The following is a 13,084-nucleotide window of genomic DNA, read 5'->3' as shown; positions in this document are numbered from 1 at the left end:
AAAAACATATTTATGATCGCTGGGCACCAAACACATACTATATTGTGACTGACCATCACTTTAGTTGCCTTACAAAAGAACAAGGGCAAATGAGTGAGGAAATTACACGACAAATGTACAGTGAGTACTTTTATACCTTACTACTTATTTTTTATTTTAAATTAGTTTTATTAAAATTAAGCTACAACTACTCGCAAACGGAATTTGAAAAGGATCATTTGGAGATTGAAATACTTACCATGATGATTAATGAGTTTTCATCAAAAATTTATTTACCTGAGTTCACTAGTAAACAAACAGGAACAGAGATGGCATCGTTGATTATATCAATCTTTGAAGTGGAAAAATTACATGATAAAGTAACCCAAACCTTATCTACTTTATTCCAAGATGAAGAAAAGTTAAAAGACAAACGATTAAATTTTCTCTTACAGGTAATTACCTTTTACACAGTAATTTCGGGTATCTATGGGATGAATTTAGTTATTGAAAATTTAAGTGGGGATATAAAGTGGAGTGAATTTGCCAACCTGTCCATTTTCGAATGGACTGCAGTGTTCATAACGGTAACAGGAATCATTTTGTCTGCTGTTATGTCTTATTATTTCATTAGAAGATGGCTCATTGAAAGAAAAGATTACTCAGACAGAATTTATTAGATATATTCAGGAAGTCAATAACTCCCGTGATTCGTTTAATCACGGGAGTTATTTTTGAACATTATTTTTATCAATTAGTCAGTTTTTATTCCTCGCTGCAACTGAACCATTTCTTCCGCGAGACGGTTCATCCGCTCAATTACTCTTTTATCTATAATATAATCGCTTTCCACTTCAAACGAATCATTATGAATAAACACATTCTCTGAAGGGACTAAGCCTTTAAAATAAGAGAGGATGGACCGTAAATGGTATTCCAATACGAGAAAGTGTCTGTTCGACCATCCAGTCGCAATCATTCCAGTCACTTTACCCTTGAAAGCATATTCTGGTAAGTGGTCGAAAAGATTTTTTAATGCGCCTGAAATTGATGCTTGATAAATTGGTGTACCAAATAGCAGAAAGTCAGCAGATAGTATCTTTTGCACAACATTCCAAGTATCTTCGTTATATGCAGCAAGTGGTTGTCCTGTAACGAATTCAATTTCATAATCTCTCATGTCGATTAATTCTACTTGAATAGAAGGATCATAGCGTTTTGCCGCTCTAAGCACATCATTTACAGCACTAGCTGTTTTATCTCCAGCCAATGCACCCGAGACTCCTACAAGTTTCATTTTAAATAGCTCCTTTTTTGAATCAGCTTGTTATTTACAAAAAGTTATAAATCTATTTTCCTGGGCAGCTTCCTCAAATAACTCAATGATTGCAACACCATAGCTTCCGAGATTCTCAATCATAACTTCACGATGAATCAGCTCAATCTTCAGAGATTGATGAAATGTACTTACTGCATCCCAAAGTGCGTCAAGATTATCTCCATAATACCCATCAAGTTGAAGTACTGATTTTAAATAGGGATGTACCGATTCTCTATTATTCATTTTCCTTCCATCGATTGTAACATGGTTCATATTATTCATCTCCGTATAATAAGGTAAATGTTTCATAATGATCTGCAGTATAATATATTAAGCCATCATTCGAAAAGACAATACGTTCAGCTCCTCGGTAACCACCTTGATAATTGATGTCCGCTTCATAATACTGTCTACCCGCTTTATCTGGGAGATTTCCTTCACGATTGCCAAATCTGTCACCACCAATACTCTTTTGGTCGGTCACTTCCCAAAGATTGCCTTCACTTGAAATCCAACCAAGTTCACTTGCTTCTGATTTTGTAATATAATTCTTTGGCAAATTTCCAAAAGTATAGAGATAAAGTGCGACTTCATCCATACTTGTGTAAGACCCATTTTCATCAATTGTTACTTCGGATTTTTCAATAGATTCATTACTGAAATCCAAGACGGAACAACCAGTTAAAATTAGACTAATTATTAGTACACTAACTATAGATAAAAACCGTTTCATGCCATTCATCCTTTTTTAGTTCTCGGTTCTTAAGTCATTGGAAAGAATACAAGCTGTATGAGAAATAGAACTGCAAATAAGTAAATTAACCAATGCACTTCTTTTCCTTTCCCTTTCGCCAACTTCATTAGTGGATACGTAATGAAACCAACAGCAATTCCTGTTGCGATACTTGCTGTAAAAGGCATTGCGAGCATTGTAATAAATGCTGGAAAAGCTTCATCAAATGTTTTCCAATCGACTTTGGCCACTCCTTGCATCATAAATGAACCAACGATGATAAGAATTGGAGATGTAATCGCAGGGACATTTGCCACGACACTGATTAACGGACTAAAGAAAATCGATAATGCAAATAGTCCAGCAACTATTAAAGAAGTTAGTCCTGTTCTTCCACCAGCTGCAACGCCCGAAGTGGACTCAATATATGCAGTTGCAGGGCTTGTTCCAAACATTGCTCCAGTAGTCGTTGCAGTTGCATCAGCAAGTAATGCCTGTTTCGAACGGGGGAGTTTTCCTTTTTTCATGAAGCCACCTTGTTCAGCTACTCCAATAAGTGTTCCCGTTGTGTCGAATAAAGTAACTAGTAAAAAAGCAATTACGATCGTATACAATCCATTTGAAAATACGCCAGCTAAATCTAAATCAAAAAATACAGGAGTAGGGGGAGCAGAGATAAAGCCATCAAACTGTAATTGACCAGTGAAGAACGCAATAATCCCAGTAATAATCATTCCAAAAAACAAAGCACCTTTGATATGTAACATGTAAAAGACAAGTGTTAAAAATAAACCGAAGATTGTTAGCATAACCATCGGGTCTGTTAGATCTCCAAGTCCGGTAATATTCGCTTCATTTGGCACGACTAACCCAGCATTTTTCAGCCCGACAAATGCAATGAATAACCCAATCCCTCCAGTAATTCCAAACTTCAAACTATAAGGGATCTCATTAATTAAAATCTCACGTAAATTCGTCAAACTTAATAGTAGAAAAAGTATCCCAGCAAGAAATACCGTTCCAAAGACAATTTGGTAGGATAATCCTTGTGTAGCAACAATCGATGCAAAATACGCATTTAATCCCATTCCAGGAGCAATTGCAATTGGATAGTTTGCAAATAATCCCATCATTAACGTTCCAACAACTGCGGTAATGATCGTTGCCATGAATACTTGATCAAATGGCACGCCAGCACCGTGAAGAATTGCTGGATTTACGATGATAATATAGGCCATCGTGAGGAAGGTAGTTAACCCCGCGGTTATTTCTGTTCTAACTGTCGTTTGATTTTCTTGTAGATGAAATAGTTTTTCAAACATAGAGCACCATTCTTTCATTTTTATTATTGCAGGTTAAACTGCCAATTTAGTAATACGTCATAAAAGCTTTCCATTTCAAGTAATATTGTTTTAAATACTTTTACTAGACCAATAAGAAAAGACTTTTTTAAAGGCTATGTTAAAGCTACTTGTTGATTTATCAACAAGTAAGAAATAAGAAGTGTAAATTGAGCTTCGGAAATATACGAAGACTCCAGCGGGATGAAAGGCAACGGTGAGACCCCGGAGCATCGCGAAGCGTGCGAGGAGGCTCACCAGCCGCCCGCGGAAAGCGTAGTATATTTCCGAAGCGGGGTTATCCTCAAAACAACATTAAGCTTTAACAGCGTCTTATCAAAAAACATTTTCTCAACCTTTCATATAATATCGATATTTGCCTTGATAATCAAATAAAAATCATGTTCTAATATGTCTTTAAGTTTATCCTAAATGAATGAATAAATATAAATTTTGACCTACATCAAGGAATTCAATATAGCGCAACTTCATAATTAAAATAGAAGTCATATTACTGAGAGGTGATGACGTGGACAAAATACTATTAATTAATGATGAAAAGATAGCATTAGATGAAGTAGAAGAGTGTTTAACTAAGGATTGCTTTCACTGTGAAAGAGTTAAAAATTTAGATCTAGCGCTTGAAACAATAGAAAGAAAGAAATTTTCACTTATTATAATTGACGTTCCATTAAATAAAAGTAATGGCTGGAGTTTTTGTGAAAAGTTAAGAAATTATACGGATGCTCCTCTAATTGTCGTCTCGACATGTGCAAATACAGATTGCATTGTGAGAGGTTTTGAGCTTGGTGCAGATGATTATATTGTGAGACCATTTGTAGAAGAGGTGCTTTTAGCAAGAATAAAAGCTGTGTTAAGAAGAACCAAGTCGAGTGGGGAGGTAGAGATAGACGGTTTATCGTGGAATAAAGATTATTTTAACTTGAATTACAAAAATATATCAATCAAACTTACTCCAATAGAATTTAACTTGCTGGGCCATTTTATCCAAAATATAAATCAAGTATTTTCGAGAGAACAACTTATTGATTTAATTTGGGGTTCAACTTCCGTTACGGATACAAGAACAGTAGATTCACATGTACAAAATATAAGACAAAAAGTAAAAAGAGCAGGTTTTCCTATCGATAATTATCTCAAGACAATATGGGGGATAGGCTATCAGTGGGTGAAAACGTTTTAATTAAAAAGCACCTAAAAAACTCCTGAAAGTTTAATTCGAGGAGTTTTTTAATGATATCTAGTTTATTTGATTTATAATACGATTAATATTGTGACCATATCTCCGTGACCTTCACCGCACATAATGTTACAGTAAATTAAATACTCACCAGGTTCATCAGGAACGAAAGTTGCTTCACCTTCTCCATTTATGTGCACATCAAATTCATCAATGGAAATTCCGTGGTGGCCTTCGTCGTTTACATAAGTCAAAGTAACTTCCTCACCAGATTGTACAACATACTCATCTTGATCAAAACCAAAATTATGTCCAACTACTGTAATTTCATTGCTTGCAGCTGCTGTATCTGTTTCGCTATTTTCCTTAGACTCCTCTGAAGTATCTTCTTCAACTACCTCTATATCCTTATCATCAACTTCCTCAGACGTTGACGTGTTGTCATCGCCCCCACAAGCTGCAAGTACTAAAATTAAACCTAGGAAAATTGTAAAAAGTAAATTCTTTTTCATTTTTATTTCCTCCTCGTATTCTTTGTTTCTATCTTTACAATAGTAATTATAGGGAAAAAGTATCCATTTTCTGTGGAGAAGTAATGGAGATTATATGAACGTTATTTTATCGTTTGATTTAGAGTGGTTAATTAATATCGCAAAAAATAATATTTTTTTAATCCCGAGGATCTTTTCATAAAATTTTTCGTCTATAAGGATGAGGGCAGGATAGGGGGTACATTCGTGGAAGATCGTGAACTTATACGTCAAATACTTAACGATGATTATCACGCCATAGAGGAATTACATCTTAGATATGTGGACCGTATTTTTAATTATATATATTCCCAGACGAACAATTATCATGACGCTGAGGAATTGTTGCAAGATGTATTTTATAAAACTGCAAAGAGGCTGCATCAATTTGAAGGAAATTCCTCGTTTAAGACGTGGATATTCAAAATTTCCAGGAATGTTGTAATTGATTATTATCGAAAAAATAAAAATAAACGCAAGAATACCACCATAGAAGAAAACAGTATAGAAACTCTTGGTAAAGAGGCTTCCGCGGAACAGACAGTACTCCAAAATTTGCATTTGAATGAAGTCATGCACGCGATCAACAAATTGCCAGAGCACTACCGAATGGTTCTTCATTTGCGGTTTATTGAGGATTTTACCTTACAAGAAACAGCAGATATTATGGGGAAAACAGTTTTATCAGTAAAAGCGATGCAGCGTCGAGCAAGAAGAGCATTGTCGGAACACATAAACATGGAGGCGGTAGTTGATGACTAAACGTGAACATGAGAAAGATATATTATCTGAAGTCCTTGATAAAAAACAACAAACACAAGCTTCACAAGAGGCAAAAGAAAAAAGTTTACGTGCTTTTCAGGACGGATTAAAAGATAGTGCTCGCACACCTATAAAAAGGAAGAAATTCGGACTGAGAAAACATGTGGTTGGTGTTTTTTCTTCTGTTGCTGCTGTAGGGATTATCACAGTGTTGGCTTTTGGAGTGTTCGACGTACCATCGCCAGAAGATACAGGGGGACAAGGTAACGAAGACATTCAAGAAGAAGTCGCACCAAAGGTTATGGATCAACAAGAAATCAGCAATATATTAAATGAAATCTTAAAGCGGCAGCCGTTAGATCTCGGAGAATCAGCGGATTTCCAACGGGTCGGTTTTTCTAATCTTGATTTAATGACCTATGTACCAGCAGACTGGATAGTTGAAGAAATGGAAGATGGAGATAAGCTTACTATGCAATTATCTGGTCCAACTGGCGAGGAAATGACTCTACAATTATTCAAACAAGATGCGCCAGACGTATTTTCTGAACATCTTGAAGAGGTCGAAGCAAGTTATGCCCATGCTGAAGAAATACCGATAGAACTTGGAACCTTTATTGAAACATTAAAGTCCAATCCTATGGTCTCTTCTAATTATGACGATATATTTCCATTTGAGTTAACAAATGCAGATATGGTCGCATTTATCGATAAGGAAAATGGTACATTTCATGATTTTATCACTTCCGAACTGTTTGGTTATCAAATGATATTTACTTCTAAATTATCATTGGAAGATACTGAAAGTTGGGATTTACCTATTCACTTATTCACAGAATTACATGCTGTTGGAGCATTGGATATACATGATTCAATAGGAAGAGATCATCTTGAATACAATCGACCAATTGAAAAAACTGTCTTATTACCAATTGGAGCAAGCTTTACACCAGATGTCGTGCAAATGGAGCTATATGAAAATGAAGAGTTACAGTTAACCAGTTATCTTCCTATCGATACGGAAGTCGGGCGAATAGAACATGATCAATTCACTGAATGGCGATTTACCAATTCTAGTATTTCCGATGACAGTTTTTATTCGATTGGTAAACTTAAAGAAGAATTTCCTCTTAAAGATGGTGAAGAAATTATGTTTGACGCATTTGATATTGACCTGGCTTTTGCTCCACCTGAAATCGCGGGAGCCGCTATACCTAACCATTATTCTTACGCATCGGCTAATTCCGGGGAGGATGGTGAAATCAATATCAGTGGATTCTTTGAATTCTTTGAATCGAACAACGAGTGGTATTACATGCATAAGCATGCAAATTATGACGATTATAATGGCGGATATTTAATTACTAGGTTAGATTACTTTATTAAATCGATTGAATGGCATTAGAAACCAGCACAAAATTTAAGTTAGTTCGTGTGATGGAAAAAAGGGGGATAAATAAATTGAAATGTCATCAATGTCAAAATGAAATGACAGTAGATTGTGATATTAATGTTGATGGTGGGTTATATGGAATTACAATAAGCAAAAAGAAGAAGGGGCTTTTCAAAAGAGTATCTGCAAAACCTAAAGCAGCAGTTTGCTCAAACTGTGGGTATGTGTCCTTCTATGTTAATGAATATAGAGAGTTTGATGAGTAGCCTAGTTTTTATTAGACTCTCAGTTGTTTTAGTAAAATATCTACTTAAGAAAAAAACGCTCAATCAAATGAGCGTTTTTTCTAAATTATAATATCATTAATTCCTTCGGGAAAGAGGTTAATACTTCAGCTTCCCCGTCTTCATTGATATAAACGTTGTCTTCTATTCTTACGCCACCTTGTCCTTGAATATAAATTCCAGGTTCAATGGTAAACAATAAGCCAGGCTCGGCAATTTCTTCATTGTTTTCATGGATGGACGGTTCTTCGTGAACTTCTAAACCTAGTCCATGTCCAACACGATTATTGAAATACTCTCCATAGCCATTGTCTTGAATAACCTTACGAGATGCAATATCAAATGTCTTCAAAGGTACTCCAGCCTTTACAGCTGCAATTCCTGAGTTTGTCGATTCTAAAACGATATTATAGATTTCTTTCTGTTTCTCTGAAGCTTCGCCAATTACGAATGTTCTTGTGATATCCGAACAATAGCCATCTTTGATTACACCAAAGTCAATTAATAAGAAGTCGCCATGGGATATTTTTCTATCTCCAGGTGAGCCATGTGGTAGTGCTGATTTTTCTCCAGAAAGAACAATGGTAGAGAAGGAGGGACCATCTGCACCAAACTCTCTCATAAGAAATTCTAATTCAGCTACAAGTTCAGACTCTGTCATTCCAACTTTAACTTTTTTGATACCTTCTTCAAGAACACGTTCAATAATACGAATGGATTCTTTCATTTTTACAATTTCTTCAGGAGACTTTTTCTTTCTTTCGGAATTGATGAAGGGTTGAATGTCTGTATATACCGCTTCGGTAAAGTATTTTTGCAACTCTTCATAGCGGAAGACGTTTACAGATTTCTTTTCAAATGCAAATAGCTTCACTTGATCGCTTGTATGATTATTAAACACCTCAAAAGGGTCTTGTTCGTCTGAAATGGGAATAATATTATCAATCACAGATTGTTCAGCTGCCATATCCTTGTCCAAAGCTGGAACAAATAAAATCCATACTTTTTTCTTTTGATCTCTAACAAGTGATAAAAATCTCTCGTGAGGCTCTGATAAAAAACCAGTATAATAAAACACATTTGTAGGCTCGGTAATCATCGTTAATTCAATGTTTTCTTTCTCTAAGTGAGCCTCAAGCTTTTGTAATCTCTCTTTATACACGTTGCTCATTCTCTTCCTCCTTAAAATCTGATTTATTTCTTTTATTATAACAGACTAAATAGCAATTTGTTTTATAACTAACTTTATGTTCTTGATTAAGAACGTAAAGTTAGTTATAATGAACAGTATAAATATTCTAATAAAGAAGCCAGGAGAAACTTTTATAATAAGGGGTGGAAGGGGCATGTGTATCATTCAGGTTTTTAATGGATATATGGAAGAACATCATCCACATTTACTAAGAAAAGATTGGAAGACAGAAGTAAGAACAATTACAGCAACTGAAACGAATCAAGGGGATATCAAATCGCTTATACCAGCTCAGAAAAAGGAAGATATTAAATGTTGGTACTTTTTTTATGACGAATCATTTAATGACATGGTATTTTTACTGCAGGATAAGCGTGGAGTAAACAATATTGCGATTAGTCTCATGCAAAATGGTATACCTGTAAACCCAATAACCTTTCATTAAAAGATCGCCTCCGAAATTTTCACGATTGATTAGTATAGATATCGGGAAGAGTAAGAAGGAATATCTAGACTTCAGGAGGCGATTAACAAATGAAAACGGAAGAAAACAATGGAAAGATTACACCGCCAGCACAGAAGCAAAATAAACAACCAGGTATTGAAACAAAAATGAAGCCAGAACCAGATTATGTTGATCCAAATTATGAAGGAAGCAATAAATTGAAAGACAAAGTTGCCATCGTAACTGGTGGCGACAGTGGAATTGGACGAGCTGTCAGTCTGTATTTTGCTAAAGAAGGTGCAGACGTTGCGATTATTTATTTAGATGAGCATGAAGATGCAAAAGATACGAAGAGGTTAATCGAGCAAGAAGGTCAGAAATGTTTGCTCATTAATGGTGATATCGGTAGTCAATCGTTTTGCGAATCTGCGGCTGCACAAGTATTAGATTACTACAAAAAAATCGATATTCTTGTGAATAATGCAGGAGAACAACATCCACAAGAAAGTTTTATGGATATAACCAAGGACCAATTAGAGAGAACATTTGCGACAAACGTTTTTAGTATGTTTTATTTAACAAAAGCCGTACTACCTAATTTAAAAGAAGGAAGTAGTATTATCAATACTTCTTCTGTGACAGCTTATAATGGAAATGTTGATTTAATCGATTACTCTGCGACAAAAGGTGCTATTACTTCATTTACGAGATCCTTATCAGGTGCTTTAGCAGATGATGGAATTCGTGTGAATGCTGTTGCTCCAGGACCAATCTGGACACCATTAATTCCAGCGTCGTTCAGTAAGGAAAAGGTTGGTTCATTTGGTGGCGACACCCCAATGAAACGTCCAGGCCAACCAAAAGAATTAGCACCAGCTTATGTGTATTTGGCGAGCGATGACTCCAGTTATGTATCGGGTCAAACCATTCATGTGAATGGCGGTACGATTGTAAGTGGATAAGAAACGTTTTAAGTTTATGAACGGGCAATCCCCATAATCCTTCGTGGATAAATTGCTTATTTTTGGGAATAAATAATCGTACTAGGGGGATTGCGGAATGGGCCTAATTGCAAAAATTAAAAAAGGAAATACATCTTCAGGGGTCGCCGCCCTTGGAAATACATTTTTAGCTGGGATAAAAGCTGTCGCAGCGACGATAAGTGGTAGTGGAACGATGTTTGCCTCTGCTATGCACTCTTTAGCTGATGCGATAAATCAAGGGTTTGTATTTTTTGGGAGTATACTTGCGGAATTACCGCCATCTAAACGCTTTCCGACAGGTTTTGGTCGCGTCATTAATATATTTTGTATGATTGCAGTCGTTGTTGTGACGATTATGGCTTATGAAACGGTGAAGGAAGGTTGGCATTTATTCCATCACCCGACTGAAGCTAGTAATTTTATTTTGAATTTAATTGTACTAATCATCGCTTTTTTCGTTGATGGGTTCATTCTTTATAAAGCAATGAAGGAAATTGCAGTTGAATCTGGTACTGTGCAAGAGAGCGGAATAATTTGCAAAGCTTTTCGTAATGTAAGAAAAGCATCTCCTGCAACAAGGCTAGTTTTCTATGAGGATCTCGTCGCGACATTTAGTGCTGTGCTTGCTATTGTAGGGATTTCTCTTGCACAATTTTTCAATATAGCTCAAGCAGATGGTATTGCATCCATGATCATTGGTCTATTAATGTTTTACGTTGCATATCGTGTTGGTTACGACAATATGGTTGGTTTGATAGGAGTAGCCGCACCAGCGGAAGTTGAAGATAAGTTAACGGCAATCCTTCTAAAAGATGAAGCTGTTGTAGATATCCAGCGGATTAGAATTATTCAAGAGGGTAGACTTTATCATGTAGAAGGTACAATCGAATTGCAAAAAGGCTTAACATTAAATGAAGCAGATGATATTAAATTTAGATTAAAAAATGAATTACTGCGTCAAGCAGAAGTTGCAGACGTAATACTTGGAATTATTGAAGATGATGATAAAAAGAATTGGAAATAAAAAATGTCAGTCCACTAGTGTTTGGTGGGCTGACATTTTATTTTAATAAAGCTTTCCTTGGCGATACATGATTGTGGAAAGTCTTGTAACTGATTGCATATAACAGACGTCACGTAATGTATATTTTCCATGAAAATATGGAGGGAATACTCTTTCACATGTTGTTGCCATTTTCTCATATAGTCTTTGAAATACTTCGTCTTCCGTATAGTACTGCGTATCACGACCCTGAACCCATTCAAGGTAAGAAACGATAACACCACCAGCATTGGAAAAGATATCAGGTAGGATAATCACTTGTTTATCACTTAAATAACGATCAGCTTCTGCCGTAACCGGGGCATTTGCTGCTTCGATAATAAGTTTTGCTTTAATGTCTTTCATGTTACTTTCGGTAATTTGATTTTCTAAGGCTGCAAGGAATAATGAATCAACGTCCAATGTTAAAATTGCATCTCTCGCTTCGATACTTGCCTCCACTGCAACTTCTTTTAATTCTTCTGGAGTCTGAGGTAAATCTCCCTCATGAGTATTTGCAAATTGAATAAGTGCTGGAATATCCAATCCATTCTCATGAATAAGTGTTACATTTCGGTCACTTACTGCAACAACTTTATTCGTTAAAGTATCACAATGATAGGCATCATTTGCGATAACAGATCCTACATTACCAAATCCTTGGATCGCTATTTTACTTGTTTTATCTTTAAAGTTTAATAATGTTTTTGCAAATTTACTTTCGCTATTCTCTAGTGCCTTTTCCTGGGAATGAAGGTAGTCGGATAGTAAATTTTTATAAACGAAATACACACCTTTTCCAGTTGCTTCTCTTCTGCCAAGCGAGCCTCCATTTAAAACACTCTTACCTGTAAAACTACCTAGATAATGTTGGCCGGGATGAATACTTTTATATTCCCCAACCATCCAATCCATTTCTCTTTCGCTTGTTCCCATATCTGGAGCAGGGATGTCACGATCTGGTCCAATAATCGAACTGAAATATTGTACATATTTCTTACTAATGACATGTAAGTCACGGTCCTCATATTCTCGGGGGTTAATGATGACGCCACCTTTTGCGCCTCCGAATGGTACTTCGTGTAAAGCGTTCTTCAGCGTCATTAATGTTGCAAGGTTAATGACTTCCTCTTCTGTAACAGATTCATGATAACGAATACCACCTTTATATGGGCCAACTGTATTATTATGTTGGACACGAAAAGCTGGTATTCTCACAACTTCATTATTTTCAAGTGTAACTCTTAGGAAAGATTTGCTGACATGGTTAGGTGTAGTAAGGATTGATTTTAACGCGCGAAAAGCTTTATCCCTTTTCGAATCCTTAATTTTCGGTAAAAAGCTTTCATCTTCAAAAAGAGCGTCTAAAGAATTACTAATAATCATTTCTGTATTAATAGCCATCATCTCAACTCCTGATCGATTTTTTATCTACTGTGATATTTCCCTACATTTTGTTAGGTAAACGACTTATATTTTTATATGTATAGGTAGTCTAAAAAGATGTTTAAATTATCAAATAAATATGATTACAAAAAGGATAATCTTATGTTCATATTATGTTCACAATTGAGTTATATTGTTGTGATTCTTATCACTATAATGGAAGGAGGTAAGGTTTACCATGAGAATATAGTTGCTAACAAGCTGTAACAACGTGGTTTAATCGTGGGGGTGGGATATTTAGTTCTTAATTTCCGTAAAAGAAAACTGTTTTCAGAAAAAGTTCACATTATATTCACATGACTTTACTTGCCCTATTTTGTAATGCTTGATACATTTAAAAGGCTGAGAATTATTTTCAATTAGAAGAGGAAATGAAGAGTAGATTGGTTGAATAGAAGATACTTCATTTTACCACATTACATGAGTTCCTGTT

At 35.6% G+C, this 13,084-nt stretch carries 15 protein-coding genes; 8 read left to right on the top strand and 7 right to left on the bottom strand.

Annotated elements, in window-relative coordinates:
- Positions 1-44: 44 nt before the first annotated feature.
- Positions 45-659, top strand: a complete 615-nt coding sequence (locus ACXYMZ_RS10825; RefSeq protein WP_458948419.1) for a hypothetical protein — start codon at positions 45-47, stop codon at positions 657-659.
- 74 nt (positions 660-733) lie between these two features.
- On the opposite strand, the gene ACXYMZ_RS10820 is transcribed toward ACXYMZ_RS10825, so the two are convergent.
- From ACXYMZ_RS10820 to ACXYMZ_RS10805, 4 genes are read right to left on the bottom strand one after another with little or no spacing between them, the layout of a single operon-like run.
- Positions 734-1,276: an NADPH-dependent FMN reductase gene (locus ACXYMZ_RS10820; RefSeq protein ID WP_458948418.1), complete on the bottom strand. Its 543-nt coding sequence runs from the start codon at positions 1,274-1,276 to the stop codon at positions 734-736.
- Positions 1,277-1,306: 30 nt separating this feature from the next.
- Positions 1,307-1,573, bottom strand: coding sequence for a barstar family protein (locus ACXYMZ_RS10815; RefSeq protein WP_458948417.1), 267 nt, complete (start codon positions 1,571-1,573; stop codon positions 1,307-1,309).
- A gap of 1 nt (position 1,574) precedes the next feature.
- Positions 1,575-2,033, bottom strand: coding sequence for a ribonuclease domain-containing protein (locus ACXYMZ_RS10810; RefSeq protein WP_458948416.1), 459 nt, complete (start codon positions 2,031-2,033; stop codon positions 1,575-1,577).
- Between the two features lie 29 nt (positions 2,034-2,062).
- Positions 2,063-3,355, bottom strand: a complete 1,293-nt coding sequence (locus ACXYMZ_RS10805; RefSeq protein ID WP_458948415.1) for an NCS2 family permease — start codon at positions 3,353-3,355, stop codon at positions 2,063-2,065.
- Positions 3,356-3,902: 547 nt separating this feature from the next.
- On the opposite strand from ACXYMZ_RS10805, the gene ACXYMZ_RS10800 reads away from it, so the two are divergent.
- Complete coding sequence (locus ACXYMZ_RS10800) at positions 3,903-4,577, top strand: response regulator transcription factor (RefSeq protein WP_458948414.1); 675 nt, start codon at positions 3,903-3,905, stop codon at positions 4,575-4,577.
- Positions 4,578-4,648: 71 nt separating this feature from the next.
- Here ACXYMZ_RS10800 and ACXYMZ_RS10795 read toward each other — a convergent pair whose 3' ends face one another.
- On the bottom strand, positions 4,649-5,086 hold the full coding sequence (locus ACXYMZ_RS10795; protein WP_458948413.1) for a cupredoxin domain-containing protein: 438 nt from the start codon (positions 5,084-5,086) through the stop codon (positions 4,649-4,651).
- A 225-nt stretch (positions 5,087-5,311) separates the two neighbouring features.
- On the opposite strand from ACXYMZ_RS10795, the gene ACXYMZ_RS10790 reads away from it, so the two are divergent.
- From ACXYMZ_RS10790 to ACXYMZ_RS10780, 3 genes are read left to right on the top strand one after another with little or no spacing between them, the layout of a single operon-like run.
- Positions 5,312-5,866, top strand: a complete 555-nt coding sequence (locus ACXYMZ_RS10790) for an RNA polymerase sigma factor (RefSeq protein ID WP_458948412.1) — start codon at positions 5,312-5,314, stop codon at positions 5,864-5,866.
- Positions 5,859-7,271: a hypothetical protein gene (locus ACXYMZ_RS10785; protein ID WP_458948411.1), complete on the top strand. Its 1,413-nt coding sequence runs from the start codon at positions 5,859-5,861 to the stop codon at positions 7,269-7,271. Before ACXYMZ_RS10790 ends, ACXYMZ_RS10785 begins: the two co-directional genes overlap by 8 nt.
- 56 nt (positions 7,272-7,327) lie before the next feature.
- Positions 7,328-7,525 carry a hypothetical protein gene (locus ACXYMZ_RS10780; protein WP_458948410.1) on the top strand — a complete coding sequence of 66 codons (198 nt, stop codon included), beginning with the start codon at positions 7,328-7,330 and terminating at the stop codon, positions 7,523-7,525.
- A gap of 85 nt (positions 7,526-7,610) precedes the next feature.
- On the opposite strand, the gene ACXYMZ_RS10775 is transcribed toward ACXYMZ_RS10780, so the two are convergent.
- The gene (locus tag ACXYMZ_RS10775; RefSeq protein WP_458948409.1) at positions 7,611-8,714 is read right to left on the bottom strand and encodes a M24 family metallopeptidase; all 1,104 of its coding nucleotides are present in this window, start codon (positions 8,712-8,714) and stop codon (positions 7,611-7,613) included.
- A gap of 175 nt (positions 8,715-8,889) precedes the next feature.
- On the opposite strand from ACXYMZ_RS10775, the gene ACXYMZ_RS10770 reads away from it, so the two are divergent.
- The 3 genes from ACXYMZ_RS10770 to ACXYMZ_RS10760 all read left to right on the top strand — a co-directional run bounded on the left by ACXYMZ_RS10770 (position 8,890) and on the right by ACXYMZ_RS10760 (position 11,187).
- Positions 8,890-9,180, top strand: coding sequence for a hypothetical protein (locus ACXYMZ_RS10770; protein WP_458948408.1), 291 nt, complete (start codon positions 8,890-8,892; stop codon positions 9,178-9,180).
- An 89-nt stretch (positions 9,181-9,269) separates the two neighbouring features.
- On the top strand, positions 9,270-10,142 hold the full coding sequence (locus ACXYMZ_RS10765; protein ID WP_458948407.1) for an SDR family oxidoreductase: 873 nt from the start codon (positions 9,270-9,272) through the stop codon (positions 10,140-10,142).
- Positions 10,143-10,239: 97 nt separating this feature from the next.
- Entirely contained in the window at positions 10,240-11,187 is a 948-nt protein-coding gene (locus ACXYMZ_RS10760; protein ID WP_458948406.1) for a cation diffusion facilitator family transporter, read from the top strand.
- 42 nt (positions 11,188-11,229) lie between these two features.
- Here the strand turns inward: ACXYMZ_RS10760 and ACXYMZ_RS10755 are convergent, their stop codons facing one another.
- Positions 11,230-12,609, bottom strand: a complete 1,380-nt coding sequence (locus ACXYMZ_RS10755; RefSeq protein ID WP_458948405.1) for a Glu/Leu/Phe/Val family dehydrogenase — start codon at positions 12,607-12,609, stop codon at positions 11,230-11,232.
- Between the last annotated feature and the right edge of the window lie 475 nt (positions 12,610-13,084).

The organism is Oceanobacillus sp. CAU 1775 (genome assembly GCF_054482815.1).
Note: the sequence above shows the minus strand (reverse complement) of the source record. Positions and strands in the feature narration are given on the sequence as shown.

What these genes read in the sequence shown, in the direction of transcription:
- ACXYMZ_RS10770 (WP_458948408.1), top strand. Translation starts at nt 8,890, where the DNA reads ATGTGTATCATTCAGGTTTTTAATGGATATATGGAAGAACATCATCCA.
- ACXYMZ_RS10775 (WP_458948409.1), bottom strand. Translation starts at nt 8,714, where the DNA reads ATGAGCAACGTGTATAAAGAGAGATTACAAAAGCTTGAGGCTCACTTA.
- ACXYMZ_RS10810 (WP_458948416.1), bottom strand. Translation starts at nt 2,033, where the DNA reads ATGAAACGGTTTTTATCTATAGTTAGTGTACTAATAATTAGTCTAATT.
- ACXYMZ_RS10815 (WP_458948417.1), bottom strand. Translation starts at nt 1,573, where the DNA reads ATGAACCATGTTACAATCGATGGAAGGAAAATGAATAATAGAGAATCG.
- ACXYMZ_RS10795 (WP_458948413.1), bottom strand. Translation starts at nt 5,086, where the DNA reads ATGAAAAAGAATTTACTTTTTACAATTTTCCTAGGTTTAATTTTAGTA.
- ACXYMZ_RS10760 (WP_458948406.1), top strand. Translation starts at nt 10,240, where the DNA reads ATGGGCCTAATTGCAAAAATTAAAAAAGGAAATACATCTTCAGGGGTC.
- ACXYMZ_RS10755 (WP_458948405.1), bottom strand. Translation starts at nt 12,609, where the DNA reads ATGGCTATTAATACAGAAATGATTATTAGTAATTCTTTAGACGCTCTT.
- ACXYMZ_RS10820 (WP_458948418.1), bottom strand. Translation starts at nt 1,276, where the DNA reads ATGAAACTTGTAGGAGTCTCGGGTGCATTGGCTGGAGATAAAACAGCT.
- ACXYMZ_RS10785 (WP_458948411.1), top strand. Translation starts at nt 5,859, where the DNA reads ATGACTAAACGTGAACATGAGAAAGATATATTATCTGAAGTCCTTGAT.
- ACXYMZ_RS10805 (WP_458948415.1), bottom strand. Translation starts at nt 3,355, where the DNA reads ATGTTTGAAAAACTATTTCATCTACAAGAAAATCAAACGACAGTTAGA.
- ACXYMZ_RS10765 (WP_458948407.1), top strand. Translation starts at nt 9,270, where the DNA reads ATGAAAACGGAAGAAAACAATGGAAAGATTACACCGCCAGCACAGAAG.